This is a genomic window from Protofrankia sp. BMG5.30 (genome assembly GCF_001983005.1).
In the GTDB taxonomy this organism is placed as follows: Bacteria; Actinomycetota; Actinomycetes; order Frankiales; family Frankiaceae; genus Protofrankia; species Protofrankia coriariae.
The window spans coordinates 38,401-60,994 of the sequence record NZ_MOME01000017.1; the positions used below are offsets into that span (position 1 = coordinate 38,401).

At 71.7% G+C, this 22,594-nt stretch carries 19 protein-coding genes; 15 read left to right on the top strand and 4 right to left on the bottom strand.

Annotation, left to right across the window (positions count from 1 at the left end):
• Positions 1-43: 43 nt before the first annotated feature.
• The 3 genes from BL254_RS11155 to BL254_RS11165 are packed head-to-tail and all read right to left on the bottom strand — an operon-like array spanning position 44 to position 2,898.
• Positions 44-901: an ABC transporter permease gene (locus tag BL254_RS11155; RefSeq protein ID WP_076843257.1), complete on the bottom strand. Its 858-nt coding sequence runs from the start codon at positions 899-901 to the stop codon at positions 44-46.
• Entirely contained in the window at positions 894-1,751 is an 858-nt protein-coding gene (locus BL254_RS11160; RefSeq protein WP_076843258.1) for an ABC-2 family transporter protein, read from the bottom strand. The genes BL254_RS11155 and BL254_RS11160 overlap by 8 nt, the downstream gene beginning before the upstream one ends.
• Before the next feature lie 43 nt (positions 1,752-1,794).
• On the bottom strand, positions 1,795-2,898 hold the full coding sequence (locus BL254_RS11165; protein ID WP_371390465.1) for an ATP-binding cassette domain-containing protein: 1,104 nt from the start codon (positions 2,896-2,898) through the stop codon (positions 1,795-1,797).
• Between the two features lie 1,053 nt (positions 2,899-3,951).
• On the opposite strand from BL254_RS11165, the gene BL254_RS11170 reads away from it, so the two are divergent.
• The 3 genes from BL254_RS11170 to BL254_RS11180 all read left to right on the top strand — a co-directional run bounded on the left by BL254_RS11170 (position 3,952) and on the right by BL254_RS11180 (position 5,496).
• A complete protein-coding gene (locus BL254_RS11170) occupies positions 3,952-4,182 on the top strand; it encodes a DUF433 domain-containing protein (protein WP_076843259.1) in 231 nt (76 codons plus the stop codon).
• Positions 4,179-4,553, top strand: a complete 375-nt coding sequence (locus BL254_RS11175; protein ID WP_076843260.1) for a DUF5615 family PIN-like protein — start codon at positions 4,179-4,181, stop codon at positions 4,551-4,553. The genes BL254_RS11170 and BL254_RS11175 overlap by 4 nt, the downstream gene beginning before the upstream one ends.
• A gap of 745 nt (positions 4,554-5,298) precedes the next feature.
• Positions 5,299-5,496: a DUF433 domain-containing protein gene (locus tag BL254_RS11180; protein WP_047221825.1), complete on the top strand. Its 198-nt coding sequence runs from the start codon at positions 5,299-5,301 to the stop codon at positions 5,494-5,496.
• Between the two features lie 75 nt (positions 5,497-5,571).
• Here BL254_RS11180 and BL254_RS11185 read toward each other — a convergent pair whose 3' ends face one another.
• Positions 5,572-6,849 (bottom strand): MFS transporter, encoded by a 1,278-nt coding sequence (locus BL254_RS11185; RefSeq protein ID WP_047221824.1) that lies wholly within the window; start codon positions 6,847-6,849, stop codon positions 5,572-5,574.
• 654 nt (positions 6,850-7,503) lie between these two features.
• On the opposite strand from BL254_RS11185, the gene BL254_RS11190 reads away from it, so the two are divergent.
• The 12 genes from BL254_RS11190 (at position 7,504) to lgt (ending at position 22,258) form a co-directional block, all read left to right on the top strand.
• Complete coding sequence (locus BL254_RS11190) at positions 7,504-8,037, top strand: YceI family protein (protein ID WP_047221823.1); 534 nt, start codon at positions 7,504-7,506, stop codon at positions 8,035-8,037.
• Between the two features lie 154 nt (positions 8,038-8,191).
• Positions 8,192-8,923 (top strand): bifunctional 1-(5-phosphoribosyl)-5-((5-phosphoribosylamino)methylideneamino)imidazole-4-carboxamide isomerase/phosphoribosylanthranilate isomerase PriA, encoded by a 732-nt coding sequence (gene priA, locus BL254_RS11195; protein ID WP_047221822.1) that lies wholly within the window; start codon positions 8,192-8,194, stop codon positions 8,921-8,923.
• Positions 8,920-9,711 carry an imidazole glycerol phosphate synthase subunit HisF gene (gene hisF / locus BL254_RS11200; RefSeq protein WP_047221821.1) on the top strand — a complete coding sequence of 264 codons (792 nt, stop codon included), beginning with the start codon at positions 8,920-8,922 and terminating at the stop codon, positions 9,709-9,711. The genes priA and hisF overlap by 4 nt, the downstream gene beginning before the upstream one ends.
• Positions 9,712-10,341: 630 nt before the next feature.
• On the top strand, positions 10,342-12,330 hold the full coding sequence (locus tag BL254_RS11205) for an ABC transporter ATP-binding protein (RefSeq protein WP_371390467.1): 1,989 nt from the start codon (positions 10,342-10,344) through the stop codon (positions 12,328-12,330).
• A gap of 52 nt (positions 12,331-12,382) precedes the next feature.
• Positions 12,383-14,260 carry an ABC transporter ATP-binding protein gene (locus BL254_RS11210; RefSeq protein WP_052914302.1) on the top strand — a complete coding sequence of 626 codons (1,878 nt, stop codon included), beginning with the start codon at positions 12,383-12,385 and terminating at the stop codon, positions 14,258-14,260.
• A gap of 199 nt (positions 14,261-14,459) precedes the next feature.
• Entirely contained in the window at positions 14,460-14,936 is a 477-nt protein-coding gene (gene hisI, locus BL254_RS11215) for a phosphoribosyl-AMP cyclohydrolase (RefSeq protein ID WP_047221819.1), read from the top strand.
• Positions 14,933-16,441 carry an anthranilate synthase component I gene (locus BL254_RS11220; protein ID WP_047221818.1) on the top strand — a complete coding sequence of 503 codons (1,509 nt, stop codon included), beginning with the start codon at positions 14,933-14,935 and terminating at the stop codon, positions 16,439-16,441. The genes hisI and BL254_RS11220 overlap by 4 nt, the downstream gene beginning before the upstream one ends.
• Positions 16,438-17,175 carry a Trp biosynthesis-associated membrane protein gene (locus tag BL254_RS11225; protein WP_076843262.1) on the top strand — a complete coding sequence of 246 codons (738 nt, stop codon included), beginning with the start codon at positions 16,438-16,440 and terminating at the stop codon, positions 17,173-17,175. The genes BL254_RS11220 and BL254_RS11225 overlap by 4 nt, the downstream gene beginning before the upstream one ends.
• 445 nt (positions 17,176-17,620) lie before the next feature.
• Positions 17,621-18,427: an indole-3-glycerol phosphate synthase TrpC gene (gene trpC, locus BL254_RS11230; RefSeq protein WP_047221817.1), complete on the top strand. Its 807-nt coding sequence runs from the start codon at positions 17,621-17,623 to the stop codon at positions 18,425-18,427.
• Positions 18,428-18,504: 77 nt separating this feature from the next.
• Positions 18,505-19,737, top strand: a complete 1,233-nt coding sequence (gene trpB / locus BL254_RS11235; protein ID WP_047221875.1) for a tryptophan synthase subunit beta — start codon at positions 18,505-18,507, stop codon at positions 19,735-19,737.
• Positions 19,738-19,896: 159 nt separating this feature from the next.
• The gene (trpA, locus tag BL254_RS11240; protein WP_235433304.1) at positions 19,897-20,793 is read left to right on the top strand and encodes a tryptophan synthase subunit alpha; all 897 of its coding nucleotides are present in this window, start codon (positions 19,897-19,899) and stop codon (positions 20,791-20,793) included.
• 286 nt (positions 20,794-21,079) lie between these two features.
• Positions 21,080-22,258 carry a prolipoprotein diacylglyceryl transferase gene (gene lgt / locus BL254_RS11245; protein ID WP_076843263.1) on the top strand — a complete coding sequence of 393 codons (1,179 nt, stop codon included), beginning with the start codon at positions 21,080-21,082 and terminating at the stop codon, positions 22,256-22,258.
• The last annotated feature ends 336 nt before the right edge of the window (positions 22,259-22,594 follow it).

Sequence of the window (22,594 nt, forward strand, 5' to 3'; positions counted from 1 at the left end):
GCACCCGGCCCGGTACGAAAGGCGCACCCGGCCTGCCTGGAGATCAACTGCCGGTGGAGCGGTAGTGGCGCAGGCCGGCGCGCCAGGCCGTGGCGGCGAGGGCCAGCAGAACGGCGGCCACCAGCGGGGAGGCGAAACGGAACAGGGACGGCAGGCCCAGCGGGTCGGGCTTGTCGAGCACGTACAGGGCGGGCTGCCAGTTGAGGAACGCCAGTGGGACGAGGAAGGTCAGCAGCCGCATCCCGTCCCGGCCGTAGATCGACATCGGGTACTGGGTCAGGAAACTCCCGCCATAGGTGACCGCGTTCATCGCCTCCGCGGCCTGCTCGACGACGAACTGGAACGCCGCCCCGGCGATCCAGACCGCGCTGAAGATACCGACCCMACAGATGACCATGGTGGCGACGAGCAGGACGCGGYCGGCCGTCCAGGGCACATTCAGCCCCGCGAGGGACAGTCCGAGAACACCRACGCCCTGGACGATCCCGCCGAGGCGGCGGGGGGAGAAACCGTCCGTGGCGACCTGCACGAGCAGCCCGACCGGCCGGACCAGCATCACGTCGAGGCTGCCGTCCCGGATGCGTTCGCCGACCCGTTCCAGCGTCCCGAACAGCATGTTGGACACGGCAAAGGCGGTGCAGGACGTCCCGAAGAGGAAACCCACCTCGGCAAGGCCGAAACCGGCCAGGTGCGGCACGCGGGTGAACAGCACGCCGATCACCGCGATGTCCAGCCCGGTCGCCAGGAACTGCCCGACGGCCAGCAGCAGCACCGAGGCGCGGTACTGCCAGGCGACCCGCGTCCAGGCCCCCGCGAACAGCAGATAGTGCCGCACCGCTTCGTACCGGCGGCCCCGGTTGTGCCGTTTGTGGCCGGGGCGGGTCGCGCTGTTGTCAGCCACCCTGGACGACCAGCTTCCGGGTGGCGTGGGCGGTGAGCGCGCGGCCGGCCGCGAGGAGCACGACGGCCCAGCCCACCTGGAACGCGATCGCCGCGACCAGCGATGCACCTGTCCGGTTGCCGAGCAGGACGTCCGCCGGCACCTGCATCATCGCGGCGAAGGGCAGCGCCTCGGCAAGGTCCCGCAGCACCCCCGGCATGATCGTCAGGGGCATGGAGATACCGGAGAAGAACACCGTGAACAGGGTGTAGGCGCTTTCCAGCCCCCGCTGGTCGAGCAGCCAGAAGGTCGCGAGCGCGATCAGATAGCGCAGCCCGAAACTGACCAGGAAACCCAGAACCACGGACACGGCGAACAGCCCCCACACGGCGGCGGCACCCCACACCCCGGCGGCGGTCGTGCCCGCGGCGGCGGCCGGGCTCGCGGGTGTCGGCAGGCGCAGATCGAACAGGAGGGCCGCGACCAGCATGGGCGGCAACCCCCGGGTGAGCAGCTGGATGGCGGCGCGCCCGGCGTCGTCCGCCAGCCACCAGGTCTGGAAGCCCACCGGCCGGGCCATGTCCATTGCCACGGCGCCGGAACGGATGCGTTCGGGCAGGTCGATGCCGCCGCCGAACAGCGCCATCGACGTGATCAGCCCCTGCCCGAGGAAGACGAACGTCACGACGCCGCTGGTGTCGTACCCGCCAAGACCGGGCCGCTGGTGCCACACCTGGAGCAGGACGTAGGCACGGATGATCCCGAACACGGTGTTGGTGAACACGCCCGCGGCCGTGGCGGCCCGATAACCGGCATACCGCCGAGCKCTGTACCGGGCGACCGCAAGGTAGGTACCGACGCCCCCTCTCACCGCGACGCCACTGTCGATAATGCCGCTGCCGGTGATGCCACGGTCACGGATTCCTCGCGCCCGAGGATTCCTCGATGTCCGGGGAACTCGCAGCGTCCAAGGTGCTCACGATGCCTGAGGTGTTCATGGTGCCTGCGGTGCCTGCGGCGTCCATGGTGCCCGAGGTGTACAGCCGGGCGATGATCTCCTCGATCGCCGGTTCGCGGATGGACAGGTCGACCAGCGGATACCGGTCGGCCACGGCGGCGACCAGCGGCGCCGCGCTCTCGCCCGCCGGGAACGCCAGCCACTGGCGGGGCCCGTCCACCTCGACCACCCGGGTACCGGCCACGTCGATCGGCGGCCGCGGCTCGGCCAGGTCGACGACCAGGACGCGCTCCCCGCCGATCTGGGCGCGCAGGTCCGCCAGCCGCCCGTCGAAACCGAGCCGGCCGTGGTCGATGACGAGCACCCGCGGGCACATCTGCTCGATGTCGGTCATGTCGTGGGTGGTGAGCATGATGGTGGTCCCGCGCTCCCGGTTGAGCGCGGTGAGGAAGCCGCGTACGGCGGCCTTGGAGACGACGTCGAGACCGATCGTCGGCTCGTCCAGATACACGATCTCCGGATCGTGCAGCAGCGCGGCCGTGAGATCACCGCGCATACGCTGACCGAGCGAGAGTTGCCGGACGGGTGTGTCAAGAAAAGAGGCGAGCTGTAACAGCTCGACAAAGTGGTCAAGGTTTTCCTGATACCGCCCCGCCGGGATTCGGTAGATACGCCGGAGCAGATCGAAGCTGTCCCGTAACGGCAGATCCCACCACAGCGTCGTACGCTGCCCGAAAACCACTCCCAGTCGACGCGCCAGTTCCGTGCGCTGTCGGGACGGGTCAAGACCGCAGACCCGAATGCGCCCGGCGCTGGGCACCAGAATTCCGATCAGCATCTTGATCGTCGTGGATTTCCCGGCCCCGTTCGGCCCCAGATACCCGACCATCTCCCCGGCGTCGACCTGAAAGGTCAGGTCACTCACGGCGGCAACGTCCACCCGCTCCCGCCGCGCCCGCCCGGCCCTGCGCCGCACCACAAAGGTCTTCCCAACCCCGTCCACCTCAATAACAGGCCCGGACCCCACACCCCTGCCCGCAGCCCCCACACCCGTGCCCACCGCCCGCCCGTCTACACCGAGATCACCCAGGCCATCCCCGCCGCCCCACCCACCCGGCGCGGCTGCCGACGAGGGAAAGACGGTAGTCACAACTGATCATAATACCGCCTCGCCCAGCCGCCCCCGGCAACGGCCACCATCACGGGCGGCACCGCCTACCGTGTTTGGCCCGAGCCCCACAACCAGATTCTCTCCTGTTCGCGGGAAATACGGATCGGCGCCACCCTTATATGGCTCGAGCGATTGCAGTCCGATTCGTTTTTTCCCACACGAAGACAGCATCTTGGGGCTTCAAGACGAAAGAAACACCCGTTTCAATCCGACTCGGCTTCTGCCCGCGCGGGGACGRCAAGTACCGGAAGAGGACATTGGGGATGGCGGTTGTTGCAATCCGACTCGGATTTTGCCTGCGCGGGGACCCTACCACAGTTTTCACCCCCGCTGACCTGCGACGATGCAAGATCGTTTCAGAACCTCCGGGAGGGGCCGTGGATAACCGGGCCAAAATCCATGATCGATAACGTTTGTGCAGGTCAGCGAGATGTCGATGTTTTCCAGAACCTTCCCCGATCCGCGGCGTGTTGGAGGTTCTGGGCGACGATCAAGGTTGTGTGGTTTGACGGGCAGCCGCATCGTGTGCTGCTCGGCTGGCCGTGCGCGGTGCCGGCGGGCCCGTGGAGCCTCCCTTGGGACTGCGCTCCAGGCCCCGCCCCTCCCGACCGACCAGAGGGCGCGCCTGTGACCTGGCCATCGACACCACCTCCTGCCCGGGTACCGACGACTGTTCCCGCTCGACGCTCTACGAGCTGTGGGTGGACGGCAGATGCGTGACGCAGGCGGAGAAGCCCGGTGGCGCCTTTCGACGGTTGGTCCATGGCGTCTTTATCCGCTGGCGGAATGGATCACCGCCAACTGGTGGCCGCTGGCTGACACAGGGCACATTCGTCCCTCGGCTACCAGGCCCATATCCTGGACATGGTTCAACCTGCGTTGCTGCCAACTCCGTGTGGTCGTTGCCAGGCGGTCTGGACCGGCTGCCGTTAGCATGGCTACGTGGCCTTCGAGCGGATCACCGTTGACCCGGCGCGGATGGGCGGTCTGCCCTGCATCAGGGGCATGCGGGTCACGGTCAGCGCTGTGGTCGGGCAGCTCGCGGCGGGCCGTACCATCGACGAGATCCTGGCGGACTACCCCTATCTCGAGCGCGCCGACGTCCTGGCCGCGTTGGAGTATGCCGCCGCGGCGGTGAGTGAACGTGAGCTGCCGCTTGCCAAACCCGCATGAGGGTTCTGGTCGACGCCAACCTGTCTCCCCGGGTGGCCGCGGCCCTGYGGAAGGCCGGATACGAAGCCAGCCACGTCGTCGACGTTGAACTTGGCACAGCGACCGACGTCGACATCGTCACGTGGGCGACCGAGCACGACCACATCATCATCTCCAGCGACAGCGACTTCAGCGCGATCCTTGCGCGGCAGCGCCGGGCAGCGCCATCCTTCGTGCTGTTGCGGCATCTGAACGGTCTGACGCCTGACCAGCAGGCTGACCTGCTGCTCGCCAATCTCCCGCAGGTGGAAGACGATCTTACGGCAGGCGCGGTCGTCACGCTGCTGCGGGACCGGATACGGGTGYGCTTCCTACCCTTCCGTACCAGTTGACTTCGCTACCCACCAGATCTACGGAACGCATGCTCGACCACGATATGTGACGCCCGTCCCAGTGTCGACCTCAGAATGCTCCGGGCTCGGCGCCGCGACACATGACCTTGTCCGCGTCCGGCATGACGCGAATCCTGTCCGCAGCCATCCGCACAGGCCATGATCGGCGCGAGTTTGTCGTTGTGTACGCTTTTTGGCCGCATCGGCGTACGCAATGGCAAAGTCGCGCCGATCTTCTCTGATGGCCAGCATCCATCGACGCGTGCCGCTGTTCGCGGAGATATGTATACAACAACAAAGTAGTTTGGATCATGGCCTGTGCGGGTGATGATGGACGGGATTCGCGGTACTTGACCGGTGCCCTGGGGGCGGAACCCGTTGAGAGCACCACGCGAGACACCTGAACGCGGCACTGACGCGAGGCCCGTAGGTGGAAAACGTCATCACAACAACGTTTTCCACCTACCGCTTCCGCGCCTGTAGGTGGAAAGGGTCGTCAGGACAGCGCTTTCTACCTACGAGTGGCAGGTGCCGGCCGTGGTCGGGGTGGTTTCCGGCGTCATGACGCCCCTCGGATGGATGTCCGGGGTCGGCGTTGAGGGTGTGGGCGTGGTCGAGTGCGCCGGTGAGGGTGAGCCGCGGGGCTTGCCTCACTGGTCGTCAACGATTTTTGTGTGGACGAGGAAGCGCCTGGGAAGAGCAGGAGGCTTTCCATCTGGAGCGGCCACAGTGGTCGTGGGGCTGGATGGCGTTCGAACGGATCACCGTTGACCCGGCGCGGATGGGTGCCCTGCCCTGGACCAGGGGTATGTGGGTCACGGTCAGTGCTGTGGTCGGGCAGCTCACGGCGGGCCGTACCGTCGACGAGGTCCTGGCGGACCACCCCTGTCCTGAGCGCGTTGACGTCCTGGCCGCGTTGGGGTGTGCAGCCGCGGCGGTGTGAGTGGGCCTGAGCCGGTGACGCATCGTCCGGAGATCGGCCCGGCCAGGTGTCGCGATGCCATCGAGCAGGGGGCTGTCAGCGTGGGACGGGCTGGGCGGTCTGGGTGGGCTGGGGGGTTTGGAGCGCTTCGGGTGCCTGGCGGGCTCGGGCGCGCTGGGAGACGGTGTGGACGGTGGCGGCGGCGATCATCGTTGCGATGCCGCCGAACCACAGCCCGGCGCGGGCGTTGAGCCGGTCCGAGAGGAAGCCGACCCACAGGGAGCCGAGCGGCGTCGATCCGATCATGATGGTCGTGTAGACGGACATCACCCGTCCCCGGAAGGCCGGATCGCTGCCCAGCTGGATGCGATGGTTCGCGGCCTGGGCAAAGAAGATCGCCCCGAACCCGGTGGCGAACAGGCCCACCGCGGCGGTCGCGAACGTCGGGGCCCAGCCGGTCAGCGTCATCACCAGACCGAGGCCGAACGCTCCGCCGGTCACCAGCCCGGCCGCCGGCCGGCCGCGCCGCCCGGTCGTCACCAGCGCCGAGAGCAGCGAACCGGCGGCGAACGCGGTGGTGAGCAGCCCGAACGCCGCCGCGTCGGTGTGGAACACCGTCCTGGCCAGCAGCGGCAGCGTGAGCTGGAAGTTCATCGCGCACAGGCCGACGGCGGCGACCAGCGCCAGCGGCAGCGGCAGCGGCAGATCCTGACGGGACGCGAGGTAGCGCAGCCCGTCCACGATCCGCGTGCCCGTGGCCGGCCGGGTGACCCGGTGCAGCTCCGCGGGCCGCATCATGCGCAGGCCCACCACGGTGCCCAGGTAGCTCACCGCGTTGACCACCATCACCGGGCCGGTGCCGAACGCGGCGATCAGCAGGCCGGCGAGCGCCGGCCCGGCCACCCGGGCGACGTTGAAGTACGCGGCGCTCAGCGCCGAGGCGTTCGGCAGCAGCTCGGGGCCGACCATCTCACTGACGAACGCCAGCCGGGTTGGCATCTCGACGGCGTTCACCACGCCCAGCGCCAGCGCGAACAGCTGGATGTGCCACAGCGCGACACCATCGGTGAGCACCAGCACGGCGAGCCCGAGTGCCAGCATCCCGGAGACGAGGTTGGCGACGGTGAGCAGCAGCCGTTTGTCGTACCGGTCGGCGAGCCGGCCGCCGAGCAGCGTCAGCAGCAGTGACGGGGTGAACTGCAGCGCGGTCACGATACCGAGTGCGCTCGCGGAGTCGTCGGTCAGCTCGAGCACCAGCCAGTCCTGGGCGACGACCATCATCCACGTCCCCGCGACCGACAGGAGCTGGCCGGACGCGAAGAGCCGGAAGTTGCGCACGGACAGGGAACGGAACGGGTTCACGGTCCTCCTCATCCGCCGGTGGTCGACGCATCCCCGCCTCTGCCCGGGGACGCGCGGCCCGACCGGTGGCCCTTGGCCTGACGCAACAAGCATCTCTCGCCGAGGGCTGATCCGGTCGGGACATTGCGCCCGGCGCGGTGCGGAAACAGCCGCACCACCAGGGGCAGTGCCATCTGGGCTCCGAACGGGGCAGTGCCAGTTGGGCCCCGAACGGGGCAGTGCCAGTTGGGCCCCGAACGGGGCAGTGCCAGTTGGGCCCCGAACGGGGCAGTGCCAGCTGGGCCGGCCACGGAAGCATGCGGCACAACTGGTCCGGTTCGTCCCAAGAAGCCCGTGCTTCTTCGACCTGACCGTGGTGGGTGCGCCGCTCGGTGGGCACGGATCGTGGCTGGAGCTTTCGGATGGAGTGGCAGTCGCTTATCGTGCCGGTGAGGAGGAGTGCCGTTCGGGTCACAGGATGYTACTTCCAGTGACGAGCGCTGGGGCTGGGCTGTCGCCGTGTTTCTGACGTTTTTCGATAAGTGTCATTTTTCCGTGAATGTCAGTGKACCGTTTCGGACCCAGGTACGAACGGTTCGTGGCGAAACCGATGTCGTCACGCCACCGGCGATCGTGCCGCTCCGGCGCCGCCCGGCACAGAGCCCAGCTTGGTCAAGGAGGAAGAGCATGACAGAACGGACAGTATTCTCACAGGGAGTGACCGCGCCCCGGGCGGGCACCTACCGTGTCGATCCGGCCCGGTCCACCGTGCGTTTCACCACGCGTGGGCTGTTCGGCCTGATCAAGGTGGTCGGGACCCTGGCCGTCCGGGAGGGTTCGATCGTCGTCGCCGACCCGCTGGACAAGTCCACCGTGCGTGCCGTGGTCGACGCGACCAGCCTGGACACCGCCAGCAGCACCCGGGACAAGCATCTGCGGGAGCCGGGCTTCCTGGACGTTGAGACCTACCCGGACATCACCTTCGTCTCCGAACGGCTAGTGGAATCCTCGGGCAGCTGGACCCTTTCCGGCACCCTGACGGTGCAGCGGGTCTCCCGCCCGGTGGAACTGACCATCACGGCGGCCGAGCCGACCAACGGCGAGGTGCGCTTCCAGGCCATCGCGCGAACCGACCGGCATGCGTTCGGCATCAGCAAGGGCAAGGGCGCGGTCGCCCGATACCAGGCGATCGACCTCGACATCGTGGCCGTACTGCAGTAACCGGGCTGTGGTACCTGGGCTGCGGTAACCGGAGACTGCGGTAACCGGCCAGACCGCTGTCGCGAGCCCGGCCGGGCACCACCCGCGCCGGCGACGCCCGCACCGGCGGCACCGCCGGACACCCGCCGACCGGGGGACCCGTAGGGTGTGCGGTGTGGCGCTGATCCTTCTTCCTGCCGTGGACGTCGCCGACGGCCGTGCCGTCCGGCTCGTCCAGGGCAGGGCCGGTTCCGAGACCTCCTACGGCGATCCCCGCGAGGCCGCGCTGGCCTGGCAGCGCGACGGCGCCGAGTGGATTCATCTTGTCGACCTCGACGCGGCCTTCGGCCGGGGCTCGAACCGTGACCTGATCGCCGAGGTGGTGCGGTCGGTCGACGTGGCCGTGGAGCTCTCCGGCGGGATCCGCGACGACGACTCCCTGGACGCGGCGCTGGCGACCGGCGCGGCCCGGGTGAACATCGGCACGGCCGCGCTGGAGAACCCCGACTGGGTGCGCGCGGCGATCGACCGGGTCGGCGACCGGATCGCCGTCGGCCTCGACGTCCGCGGCACCACCCTGTCCGCCCGCGGCTGGACCCGCGACGGCGGCGAGCTGTTCGACGTCCTCGCCCGGCTGGACGCCGACGGCTGCGCCCGCTACGTGGTCACCGACGTCCACCGGGACGGCACCCTCACCGGGCCCAACCTCGACCTGCTGCGTACCGTCACCGCCGCCACGTCCCGGCCGGTGGTCGCCAGCGGCGGGGTGTCGTCGCTGGACGACCTGGTGGCCATCGCGGGTGTGCCGGGCGTCGAGGGCGCCATCGTCGGCAAGGCGCTCTACGCGGGGGCGTTCACCCTGCCGGAGGCGCTGGCGGCCGCCGGCGGGCCCGCGCGCGTCCAGTGACTGTCGCCGTCCGGGTGATCCCGTGTCTGGACGTCGACGCCGGCCGGGTGGTCAAGGGCGTGAACTTCACCGACCTGCGGGACGCCGGCGACCCGGTGGAGATGGCGAAGCTCTACGACGCCGAGGGCGCCGACGAGCTGACCTTCCTCGACATCACCGCGTCCAGCGGGAACCGTGAGACCACCTATGACGTGGTCCGGCGCACCGCCGAACAGGTCTTCATCCCGCTGACGGTCGGTGGCGGCGTACGCGCGGTCGATGATGTCGACCGGTTGCTGCGCGCCGGCGCCGACAAGGTCGGCATCAACACCGCCGCGGTCGCCCGTCCGGAGCTGGTCCGCGAGTGCGCGCTGCGGTTCGGCAGCCAGTGCATCGTGCTGTCGGTGGACGCCCGCCGGACCCGGGCTGTGGATTCCCCGGGGGGCTCACCGGGCCGCGGCACGCCCCGGTTCGAGGTGACGACCCACGGCGGCCGTACCGGCACGGGCATCGACGCGGTCGCCTGGGCGGCGCGGGCGGTGGAGCTCGGAGCCGGGGAGATCCTGCTCAACTCGATGGACGCCGACGGGACCAGGGACGGCTACGACCTGGAGATGATCGCCGCGGTGCGCGCGGTCGTGGACGTGCCCGTCATCGCCAGCGGCGGGGCGGGACAGCTGGCGGACTTCGCCCCGGCGGTCGCCGCCGGCGCCGACGCGGTGCTCGCCGCGAGCGTTTTTCATTTCGGAGACCTGCGTATCGGCGCGGTCAAGGACGCGCTGCGCGCCGCCGCGGTGCCGGTCCGCTGAACGCGCCGGTCCGGCCGGGTGCGGCGGCCGCTGAACGCACCGGGTCCGTCAGCGGGCAGATCGTGCCGTTGGGGGCGGCGGTTCCGGGCGCGGCGTTTCGCTGAGCGGGCCAGCCCGCTGGGCGCACCGGTTTGCTGGATGTTTGCTGGGCACCCGTCAGCTCACGGCCGTCTGCCGGACACCTCGCGGGTGGACGATGCCGATGTGGGTCAGCCACCACGCGGTAGCCGTTGCGCACAGTAGCTGGCGTATGCGAGCTGACGTACGCCAGATGTCGTGTACGAGTCGTYGTGTGCGCTGTGCGCGCATGGACCGGACGTCACCCGCCGGGCGATGATTGCGTCGGGCGATGATTGCGTCGGGYGACGATTCCGGCGGGTGACGACTTCGGGAGAGTGTGGCGTCGGTCAGAAGACGTTGCGGTGTGCGGCGTTGTCGAGGTGAATGCGTCCCGGCGGTGTCGACCGGGGCCGGCGGCCGTGGTGAGCGCAGCGTCAGCGGTGAGCAGGCCAGCAGTGAGCGGCGCGGCCGTGGTGAGCAGCGGAGGGGAGAACCGTGCCCGAACACGCCCCGAACCACGCGCAGGCAGCCCCGAGCCACGCGAAGGCGCTGACAGCCGCGGAACCGGACATGGTGGCGGCCGCGAGAGCACCGGCGTCCAGGACTTCCGCGCCCACGGCTCCCTCGTCCGCGCCCTCGTCTGCGTCTGCGTCCGCGCATGTGGGCGTTGCCCCCGAAGCGGACGCCCCGGCAACGAACACGGCGGAAGCGGACGTGGACGTGGTGGGGGCGTCGCCTTCCGCGGGCTCGCCCGCCGTCATCCGCCGGGGGCTGGCCATCCTCGGTTCGGGGATCCGGGACGAGCCGGGTACGTTCGTCGTCGCGGTCGTCGGCAGCGGCCTGTTCGGCTTCATGATGGTGACGAGCGCGGTGGTGCTCGGCGAGGTCGTCGACAGGGTCGTGCTGCCGTCCTTCGCGACCGGCCGGGCCGGTGTCGGCGGCCTCGTGCTGGCCGCGGCGGTCCTGTTCACGGTCGGGGTGGGGCGGGCCGTCGGGATGTTCGTACGCCGGCTCGGCGGCGGTGTGATGACCTACCGGTTGCAGGCCGCCTATCGTCGCCGCGTCATCCGGCAGTACCTGCGGCTGCCGCTGTCCTGGCACCAGCGCCATCCGACCGGTCTGTTGCTGTCGAACGCGAACGCCGACGTCGAGGCGAGCTGGGCGCCGGTCATCCCGCTGCCGTTCGCGGTGGGGGTGCTGGGTACGCTGGTCTTCGCCCTGGTGGTGCTGATCGTCACCGACCCGTTGCTCGCCGGTGTGGGATGTGTCGTCTTCCCGGCCTTCGGCGTTGTCAACATCATCTATGGCCGGAAGATCTCCCCGCTGCTCGCCCGCGTCCAGCAGCTGCGGGCGGAGGTCAGCGGGCTCGCGCACGAGTCCTTCGACGGCGCGCTGGTGGTCAAGACGATGGGCCGGGAGGCCGACGAGACGGCCCGGTTCGCCCGCAAGGCGGACGAGCTGCGCGCGGCGATGGTGCGCGCCGGGCAGGTCCGGGGGTTGTTCGACCCGGTGATGGACGCGTTGCCCAACATCGGCGTGCTGGTCGTCCTGCTGGTCGGGACGGCCCGGATCTCCGCGGGCAGCCTGGAGGTCGGGGAGTTGGTGCGGGTCGCCTACCTGTTCACGCTGCTGGCCTTCCCGCTGCGGGCGATCGGCTGGGTGTTCGGCGAGCTGCCCAGGTCGGTCGTCGGTCACCGCCGGGTGAGCACGGTGCTGCGGGCGCGCGACGACCAGTGTTTCGGCTCGACGGCCGTGCCGGGGCRCGCGCCGGTGGCGCTGGCGGTGGACGCCGTCTCCTACGCCTATCCGCGGCCGTTCGCGCGGCGTCCGGCGCTGGAGCGTCCGGCGCTGGAGAAGGTGAGCTTCGAGGTGCCGGCGGGCCGGGTGGTGGCGCTGGTGGGGCGGACCGGCGCGGGCAAGTCGACGCTGGCCGGCCTGCTGGTCAGGCTGTACGACCCCGACACCGGAACGGTCCGGGTGGACGGGGTCGACCTGGCGGAGCTCGCGCGCGACGAGGTCGCCGCGGTGGCGGCCCTCGTCCCTCAGCAGGCGTTCCTGTTCGACGACACCGTCCGCGCCAACGTCGCCCTCGGCCTCGCGGTGGACGACGACGCGGTCCGGGATGCGCTCGCCCGGGCCCAGGCGGACCGTTTCGTCGCCGCGCTGCCCGCCGGGCTGGACACGCAGGTCGGCGAGCGGGGCACGACGCTCTCGGGTGGTCAGCGGCAGCGGATCGCGCTGGCCCGCGCGCTGGTCCGCCGGCCCCGCCTGCTGGTGCTCGACGACGCGACGTCCAGCGTCGACCCGCGGGTCGAGTCGGCGATCGTCGCGGGTCTGCGGGCGCGGGCGGGCGCGTCCACGGTGGTTGTCGTCGCGCACCGGCGGGCGACGATCGAGCTCGCCGACGACGTCGTCTACCTGGAACGGGGACGGATCGCCGGGCGCGGCAGTCATCGTGAACTGATGGTCACCACGCCTGGTTACGCGGCGTTGCTGTCCGCGTATGACCTGGCAGATGTGGACGGCGGCCGGTCCGAGGACGCGGGGCTGCCGGGATGAGCGCGCACCGGTCAGCGACACAGGAGGGCACGGTCGGTGACGTCGGGCTGGCGTGGTGAGCGCCGCCGTCGTGCCCACACCTCGTGATCCAGGCGGTGATCCGGGCTGGGAGCCGGGCGGTGATCCGGCGCAGGCCCCGGCGCAGGCGCGGACAGCGGCCCCGCCCCCGCGGTCCCGGGAGTCGCTGTGGGCCACGGTGGGCCGGATCCGCCGGCTCGCGCCGGAGCTCACCGCCGGCCTGCCCGTGACACTGGCCCTTGCCGCGGTCGCGACCGTGGGACGGGTGGTGATCCCGATCGCCGTCCAGCAGACCGTCGACCGTGGCCTGCTGGCCGGCCGGCCGGACCCTGCCGTGGTGCGCCACGCGGTGGTGGCCGCGGCCGTGGCGATCGTGGTGACGGCGCTGGCGGCCTACCGGATGAACGTCCGGCTGTACCGGGCGTCGGAGGCGGCCCTGGCGACCATGCGGGTGCGGGCGTTCCGGCACATCCACGAGATGTCCGTGCTGGCCCAGGCGCGGCAGCGGCGCGGGACGCTGACCTCCCGGGTGACCAGCGACGTCGACCAGATGTCGCAGTTCCTGCAGTTCGGCGGCATGGTGCTGCTGCTCTCCGCCGGGCAGATGATGGTCGCGACCGCGCTGATGGCGGTGTACTCCTGGCTGCTGACCATCGTCGTCTACGCCTGTTTCGTCCCGATGGCCGTGGTGGTGTGGCGCTTCCAGTCGCGGGTCGCCAGGCGGTACCTGACCGTGCGGGAACGGGTCGGGGACATGCTGGGCGCGATCTCGGAGTCGGTGGTCGGCGCGGCGGTGGTGCGCGCCTACGGCGTCCAGGCGCGCACGGCGGCCCGGGTGGACACCGCCGTCGACCGGTACCGCTCGGCGCAGACGGCCGCGCAGCGCCTGGTCGCCATGGTCTTCTCCGCCGGGGAGCTGGTGGCGGCGGGCGCCACCGGCGCGGTGGTGGTCGGCGGGGTGCTGCTCGGGGTGGGCGGCCATCTCAGCGCCGGGCGGCTGGTGGCCTTCCTCTTCCTGGTGACGCTGTTCGTGGTGCCGTTGCAGACGCTGACCGAGATGCTCAACGAGGGCGCGGGCGCCCTCGCCGGCCTGCGCCGCGTCCTGGACGTGCTGGACACCCCCCGCGACGTGCCCGACCCCGGCCCGGACGGGCGTCAGCTGCCCGCCGGCCCGCTGTCGGTGTGCTTCGAGCGGGTCTCGTTCGCCTATCCGGGCGGCCCGCCCGTGCTGTGCGGCGTCGACCTGTGGATCGCGGCCGGCAGCCGGGTCGCGGTGGTCGGCGAGACCGGGTCGGGCAAGACCACGCTCGCCAGGTTGCTCGTCCGCCTGACGGATCCGACCGCCGGCCAGGTGCTCGTCGCCGGGGTACCGCTGGCGCGGGTGCGGTTCGCCGCGCTGCGCCGGCGGGTCGTGATGCTCCCGCAGGAGGGGTTCCTCTTCGACGCGAGCATCGCCGACAACGTCCGCTACGGACGCCCGGATGCCACTGACAGTGATGTCAAGGACGCGTTCGATGCGCTGGGGCTCGCCGACTGGATCAGCGGGTTCACCGACGGTGTGCGGACCCGCGTCGGTGAGCGCGGCGGCCTGCTGGCCGCGGGCGAGCGCCAGCTGGTGGCGCTCGCCCGCGCCCAGGTCGCCGCTCCGGACCTGCTCGTCCTCGACGAGGCGACGTCGGCGGTGGATCCGGCGACCGAGGTGCGGCTGGCCGGCGCGCTGCGCGAGATCACCCGTGGGCGGACGTCGGTCACGATCGCCCACCGGCTGTCCACGGCCGAGTCCGCGGACCTCGTCGTCGTCGTCGACGCCGGCCGGATCGTCCAACAGGGCACCCACGCGGAGCTGGTCGTACTCCCCGGCGTGTACCAGCGGCTGCACGCCTCGTGGGCCGCCGGTACCGGCGGCCCGTGACGGCCAGGGCCGGCGGCCCGCCAGGCCACGCCCGGGGCGGTGCGGTGGGGCGCGGCCACCAGCGGGTCCGGCTGGTGTCGTCCCGTTGCGTCTCCGGCGTCTCCTGGCTGCCTTGGCGCTGGCCTGGCTGGCCTGGCTGGCCTGGCTGGTTACCGGGCAGATGGCTGCCGGACAGATCGGCATGCTTCGCTCATCGGGTATGCCGGGCCGTCGGGCGCGGCACAATGAGCTCGTGCCCGCCCCATCCCCCCAGCTGGACCCCGCGATCGCAGACCGGCTCAAACGTGACGCCGCCGGCCTGTTCCCGGCGGTCGCCCAGCAGTACGACACCGGCGAGGTGCTGATGGTTGGCTGGATGGACGACGAGGCCCTGCGCCGGACGCTGACCACCGGACGGGCCACCTACTGGAGCCGCAGCCGCCGGGAGTACTGGGTCAAGGGGGACACCAGCGGCAACCTGCAACTGGTCCGCTCGGTGTCGCTGGACTGCGACGGGGACACCGTCCTGGTCCAGGTCGACCAGATGGGACCGGCCTGCCACACCGGCAGCCGGAGCTGTTTCGACGGCCGGACGCTGCCGGCCACCGTCATCGATCCGCCCATCGATCCGGCGCAGGCGCGCGACGCCCGGCGCGCGGGCGTCGCCGAAGAACCCGCGAGGGGAGCACAGCCGTGACCACAGGGGAGATCAGCCCCGGCCGCTCGCGGTTCCACGAGCTGGCCGCCGAGTACCCGGTGGTCGCGGTGACCCGCAGCCTGCTCGCCGACGGCGAGACCCCGGTCGGGATCTACCGCAAGCTCGCCGGCGGCCCCGGCACGTTTCTGCTGGAGTCGGCCGAGAACGGCGAGGCATGGTCGCGGTATTCGTTCGTGGGCGTCCGGGCCGCGGCCACCCTCACCGAACGTGACGGATCGGCGGTCTGGCTGGCCGGTGACCCCCCGCCGGGGCTGCCCACCGGCGGCGACCCGCTGGAGATCCTGCGGGCGGCGCAGGCGACGTTGCGCGCACCCCGGCTGCCCGACGGCCCGCCGCTGACCGGCGGACTGGTGGGCTACCTGTCGTACGACATCATCCGACGGGTGGAACGGCTGCCCTCGACCGCCGTGGACGATCTGGGCATGGCCGAGCTGCGCATGATGCTCACGGCCGACCTGGCCGTCTTCGACCACCGGGACTGCTCCTGCCTGCTGATCGCCAACGTGTTCACCCGCGGCGGCGGCGATCTGGACGCGGCCTACGACGACGCCCTGCACCGGCTCGAGGTCATGACGGCCGGCCTGTGCAAGTCGACCGAGCCGACCGTGGCCAGCACCGGGGTGCCGGCGAAGCTGTCGATCGCGGACTTCGTCTCGGCAACCCCACCGGAGCGTTTCGAGGCGTCCGTCGAGACCGCCATCGAGGAGATCCGGGCCGGCGAGTGCTTCCAGATCGTGGTCTCCCAGCGCTTCGAGCGGCGGACGACGGCCGCCGCCCTGGACATCTACCGGGTGCTGCGGGCGTCCAACCCGAGCCCGTACATGTACCTGCTGCGCTTTGACGACCATGACGTGATCGGCTCCTCGCCGGAGGCGCACGTGACGGTGACCGGGCGCCGCGCCCTGCTGCACCCGATCGCCGGCAGCCGGCCCCGCGGTGCCACCCCGGAGGCGGACGCCGAGCTCGCCACGCAACTGCTCGCCGACCCCAAGGAACGGTCCGAACACGTGATGCTCGTCGACCTGGTCCGCAACGACCTGGGCCGGGTCTGCGAGCCGGGGTCGGTGCGGGTGGTCGAGTTCGCCGCCGTCGAACGGTTCTCGCAGATCATGCACATCGTCTCGACGGTGACTGGCGAGGTCGCCGCGGACCGCTCGGCCGTGGATGTCCTCACGGCGACCTTCCCCGCCGGGACCCTCACCGGCGCGCCGAAGGTGCGCGCGATGGAGATCATCGAGAGCCTCGAGCCCACCCGCCGGGGCCTGTACGGGGGCGTGGTCGGCTACCTGGACTTCGGCGGTGACCTGGACACCGCGATCGCCATCCGCACCGCCGTGTTGCGCGACGGCGTCGCCTACGTGCAGGCCGGCGCGGGTATCGTCGCCGACTCCGTCCCCGCGGCCGAGAACGACGAGAGCCGCACCAAGGCGGCGGCGGTGCTGCGGGCGATCGAGATCGCCGAGTCGCTGCGTCCGCCGACATGACCGGGGGAGCACCACCGCGGACGCCGTCCGCGACCGCCGGTGAGCACCGCGACGACGGCACCCGCGCGGCCCACGACACCACGGCTCCCGGTGCTCCCGGTGCTCCCGGTGCTCCCGCGGACCGTGACGCGTCCGCGGCCGGGGGTGGACAGGCCGTTGCCGGCCGGCGACGGGAGATGGCCGCGGCGGTGGCAGCCTGCCTGCTCGGCGCCGCGGTGGTGCTGCTCACCGTCGGGGCGACCTGGGTGCGGGTGCGGGTCGCCGCCACGGTGGCGGACGAGCCGGTGGCGGCCGCGGCGCCGCTTGCCGCCAGCCTGAGCGGCTCCGAACTTGCCCCGGCCCTCGCCGGGCTGGGCCTGGTGGGGCTCGCCGGGGTGGTGGCGATCGCCGCGACCAGGCGTGCCGGCCGGGTGGTCGTCGGCGTGCTCGTCCTGCTCGCCGGAGTGGCGGCCGCCGTCGTCGCCGGCCGGATCGCGGCCGATCCCCTCTCGGCGGCACGGGCCACCGCGCGGGTGCGTGACCTTGCCCCCGGCGCCACCGCCGACCTGCGGGACCTGCGGCGCACCGCCGCGCCATGGCTGGCCGCCACCGGCGGCGTGCTCCTCGCCGGCGGCGGGCTGCTCGTCGCGCTGCGCGGGCGCACCTGGTCGGCGCTGTCCGCCCGCTACCGAAGCCCGGCGGCCCGGCCGGTCGATGCCTGGGAGGCCATCGACCGCGGCGACGACCCGACCTGATCCCGGCCCCGGCCTGATCCCGGGTCTGGCCCGATCCGGGCCCGATCCGGCCGCGTGGTGGGCTGGGCTCGGGCTCCGCCCGGTGGGCCGGTGCGGTGCCGGGGCGGACCGGCCGGGTGCGCCGTAGAGGGCGCCGCGGCGGATCGCTGGTGGGCCGGCAACCGGTCGGCGGTGGGCGGACTGCCGAGTGTCGGCTACTTTACGGTCGGCAGCAGTCTCTCCAGGTAGCCAACAAACAGACAATCACGGTACGTGGGCATGGCGTCCGCGTATCCGATGTGCAAAGGTTTTTCGGCTCCCTCGTTTCACCGCCGCCGGGCCTGTGTCAACCGGTGAGCAACCGGCGGATGTGAGCATGCGAGCCCTTCGGCGGGGGGCGGATGCCTGTCGCACACGCCTGGCCTAACATCGGCGCCATGGCCGAGACAGCCACGGGCACAGATCGATGAGCGTTCTCGACGACATCCTTGACGGGGTCCGTGCGGACCTCGCCGAACGGGAGGTCGCGACCCCCCTGGCAGCGCTGAAACGACGCGTCGAGCGCGTTCCCGATCCCAGGGACGCGCTGGCGGCGCTGCGCAGCCGGGCAGTCGCGGTGATCGCCGAGGTCAAGCGCCGTTCCCCGTCCAAGGGCGAGCTCGCCACGATCGCCGACCCGGCGGAGCTGGCGGCCCAGTTCGAGACGGCGGGCGCGGCGGCGATCAGCGTCCTGACCGAGCGGCACCGGTTCGGCGGGTCGCTGGCCGACCTGGACGCCGTGCGCGTCGCGGTGGACGTGCCCCTCCTGCGCAAGGATTTTGTGATCTCCCCCTACCAGGTCTTCGAGGCGCGGGCGCACGGCGCCGACATCGTCCTGCTGATCGTGGCGGCGTTGGAGCAGCCCCGGCTGATCGGCCTGCTCGAACGGGTCGAGTCGCTGGGTATGACCGCCCTGGTCGAGGTGCACGACGAGCAGGAGGTCACGCGGGCGGTCGACGCGGGAGCCCGGCTGATCGGCGTCAACGCGCGTGACCTGCGGACGCTGGACGTCGACCGCGACACCTTCGCCCGGCTGGCGCCGCTGCTGCCGCCAGGGGTGCTCAAGGTCGCCGAGTCCGGTGTGCGCGGGCCGCACGACCTGCTCGCCTACGCCGCGGCCGGAGCCGACGCGGTCCTGGTGGGGGAAGCCGCGGTGACCGGCACGGATCCCCGTCAGACGGTCGCGGATCTGGTCACCGCCGGTGCGCATCCAGCCACCAAGGTCGGTCGCTGACCAGCTGCTGACCAGTCGCTGACCACACCGCACCTGGCGCGTCTCCGGGAGGATAGGGTCACGCCGTGACCTCCGCCGTGACCTCCGCCGCCGGGTTCGCCAACGCGGATGCCGCGCCGGTGAGCCCGGTGCCCGACAGCGCCGGGCACTTCGGCCGTTTCGGCGGCCGTTTCGTCCCCGAGGCGCTGTTCGCCGCGCTGGACCAGTTGACCGAGGCCTACGCGGCCGCGCGGGCCGATCCCGGTTTCACCGCCGAACTGGGCGGGCTGCTCGCGACGTACGCCGGCCGGCCCACCGCGCTCACGGACGCGGCCCGGCTGACCGCGCACGTCGGCGGCGCCCGCATCCTGCTCAAGCGGGAGGACCTGGCCCACACCGGCTCCCATAAGATCAACAACGTGCTCGGCCAGTGCCTGCTCACCCGCCGGATGGGCAAGACCCGGGTGATCGCCGAGACCGGCGCCGGCCAGCACGGGGTGGCCACGGCCACCGCCTGCGCGCTGCTCGGCCTGGACTGCGTGGTCTACATGGGTGAGGAGGACACCTCCCGGCAGGCGCTCAACGTCGCCCGGATGCGGCTGCTCGGCGCCGAGGTCGTCCCCGTCGCCGCGGGCAGCCGCACCCTCAAGGACGCGATCAACGAGGCCATGCGGGACTGGGTGGCCACGGTGGACACGACCCACTACTGCATCGGCTCGGTGATGGGACCGCACCCGTTCCCGATGCTGGTCCGCGACTTCCAGCGGGTCATCGGGGTGGAGGCGCGGGCGCAGGTGCTCGAGCGCGTCGGCCGGCTGCCCGACGCGGTGGTGGCCTGCGTCGGCGGCGGCTCGAATGCGATGGGGATCTTCCATCCGTTCATCGACGACACCTCGGTCCGCCTGATCGGCGCCGAGGCCGGCGGCGACGGGCTGGCCACCGGCCGGCACGCGGCCGCGATCGCCGGTGGCGCTCCCGGCGTTCTGCACGGCATGCGCACCTTTCTTCTTCAGGACGCCGACGGGCAGACGCAGGTGTCGCACTCGATCTCGGCCGGGCTGGACTATCCGGGCATCGGCCCCGAGCACGCCTGGCTGCACGAGACGGGCCGGGCGACCTACGGGGTGGTCGACGACCAGGCCGCCATGGACGCGCTGCGTCTGGTGGCCCGGCTGGAGGGCATCCTGGTCGCGATCGAGAGCGCGCACGCGTTCGCCGCCGCGTTCGACGTCGCCCGGGATCTCGGCCCGGACGCCGTCGTCGTCGTGAACTGCTCGGGGCGGGGCGACAAGGACGTCGACACCGCGGCGAAGTGGTTCGATCTCCTCTGACGGCCAGCACCGGCGGGAACGCTGTCACCGACGAAAAACGCCATCATCGGCGGGAGAGAACACCGCCAGCGACCGGAAGCATGCCGAACCAGCTCCGCGCGGCGGGCGTCAGGCACGGCCTGGCCGCCGCCGCCGGAACGGATCACGGAACGGACCAGAGTGCGAAGTCTTTCGGATGAACGGAGTCTCGCCGGCGAGCCCAGCGAGCGGAACGAGCCCGGCGGACAGAGTCGGCTGAGCCAGGTCTTTGCCAGGGCGCGCGCTGACGGGCGGGCGGTACTGGTCGGCTACCTGCCGGCGGGCTTCCCCTCGGTGGCCGGCGGGATCGCGGCGGTGCGGGCCCTTGCCGAGGCCGGGGCGGACGTCGTCGAGGTCGGCCTGCCCTACTCGGATCCGACCATGGACGGCCCGGTGATCCAGGCCGCGTCGGACGCGGCCCTGCGCCGCGGGGTCACCACCGCCGACGTCCTGCGCACGGTGGAGGCGGTGGCCGTCACCGGCGTGCCGGCGCTGGTGATGACCTACTGGAACCCGATCGAGCGCTACGGGGTCGACGCGTTCGCGCGTGATCTCGCGGCCGCGGGCGGGGCCGGCGCGATCACCCCGGACCTGCCGCCCGAGGAGGCCGGCCCGTGGCTTGCGGCCACCGCCGACGCCGGGCTCGACTCCGTCTTCCTGGTCGCGCCGAGCTCGACCGACGCCCGGCTGGCGCGGGTCGCCGCGGTCAGCAAGGGCTTCATCTACGCGGCGTCCCTGATGGGAGTGACCGGGACCAGGGAGCGGGTCGGCGCGCAGGCGGCCGACCTGACCCGCCGGGTCCGGGCCGTCACCGACACGCCGGTCGCCGTCGGGCTCGGTGTGAGCACGCCCGAGCAGGCGGCCGAGGTCGCCGGCTTCGCCGACGGTGTGATCGTCGGATCGGCCCTGGTCAAGGCGCTGCTGGAGGCCGAACGCGCCGGGGCGGATCCGGGGGAGGCGGAGGTGGCGCTGCGGGGGATCGTGGCCGGGCTTGCCGCCGGGGTGCGCCGCCCCGAGCCGTCCGTGCCACGGGGGTGATCCCCGGCGGTTCCGCCGCCCGCACCGCTCCCGCCGTCCATGCCCGGTGCCGCGATTACAGGGCCCGGTGTCGCGATTACAGGCACGCTTTATAGTAATTTGTCATGTTTTGTCATGCGCTGTAACGTATTGTGACGCCTGCTGATGGCTGCTGACGTTCGGTGGTATTCGGTCGTATTTGATGATGTTTGGTAATGGCCTGCTGGTAACTTACGGTGATTCTTGTGATGGTCGGTGATGTGGGGCATGGCGAGGGCCAGGTTACGGGCGGTATAGCTTGACCTATGTGGTCCTAGCCGCGATTCCCAGCCCCTCGACGGGCATCCTGTACGTAGGCCCCGTCCCGCTGCGGGGCTACACCCTTGCGATCATCGTCGGTATCGTGATCGCGACTGTGATCACCGGGCGGCGGCTGCGCGCGCGCGGCCAGCCGGCCTATCTCGCCACCGACGTGGCCGGGTGGGCCGTCCCGTTCGGCATCGTCGGAGCGCGGGTCTACCACGTCGTCACCAGCCCGGACGCCTACTTCGGCGCAGGCGGGGACCCGGTCGACATACTGCGGGTCTGGCACGGCGGGCTGGGGATCTGGGGCGCGGTCGCCGGCGGGGCACTGGGCGTGTGGCTCGCCTGCCGGCGCCGCGGGGTYGGCTTCGGCCTATTCGCCGACGCGGCGGCCCCGGGCCTGGTCCTGGCCCAGGCCGTCGGGCGGGTCGGCAACTGGTTCAACCAGGAGCTCTACGGGCGCCCGACCGACCTGCCCTGGGCGTTGCGGATAGATCCCGAGCACCAGCGTGTCGCCGGTGAGTCGCTCTACCATCCCACCTTCCTGTACGAGGCACTGTGGAACGTCGGGGTGGCCGGCATCCTGCTGTGTGTGGACCGCCACCACAGGCTCGGCCGGGGCAAGCTGTTCGCGCTCTACGTGCTGCTCTATACCGCCGGGCGGGCGTGGATCGAGGCGCTGCGCATCGACGAGGCCCACACCTTCCTCGGGGTACGGCTCAACGACTGGACGTCGCTGGTCGTGTTCGCCGCCGCGGCGCTCGCCCTGGTGTTCCTGCACGCTCCTGTCGACCCTCCGGTGGCCGCCGACACACCCGCCGACGATCCCAGCGCCGCTCCCGGCCCCGGCCCCGGCCCCGTCGCCGGGCCCGCGGCTGTCTCGGGCGAACCACCCAGCCGGCCCTCCGCTGCCTCCGGTGACGCCGCCGCCCAGGCCAACGGCCCGGACGGGGAGAGTGACGCGGGGAGCGCGGCGGCCGAAGGCAGCGGCCCGGACGGGGAAGCCGGCCCGGCTCGGCCCGACGCCGCGCCGCCGGATGTGCCGCCGGATGTACCGGGTGTGCCGCCGGGTGTGCCGGGTGTGCCGCCGGGTGTGCCGGGTGTGCCGCCGGGTGTGCCGGGTGTGCCGCCGGGTGTGGAGTCCGCCGTCCCCGCGACCGGCGAGCCGTCCGACCGGCCCTGACCGGGGCGGCGCCCGGCAGCGACGGCGGAAAACGAGGAGGACGGGAGAACCCGGGGAACAACGCGGGGAACGCGGGGAACGCGGAGAGTACGGAGAGTACGCGGAACGAGGTGTCCGGCGTCCGACAGTCGGCGGCTGACAGCGGTCGCGGACAGTGCTGGAAGGCAGCGCTGGAAACAGCGACGAAAGGTGTCCGTGACGTCGGTGTACGGTCAGTGCAGCATGCCCGGGGACCGGCCGGCGCACCTCGGGGCCGAGGCGCCACCGAGTGCCCGGTTGGCCACATCCGCCGCCAGCCCGTTTGTGATCACGGCGGATCCAGTGCGCACGTGGCAC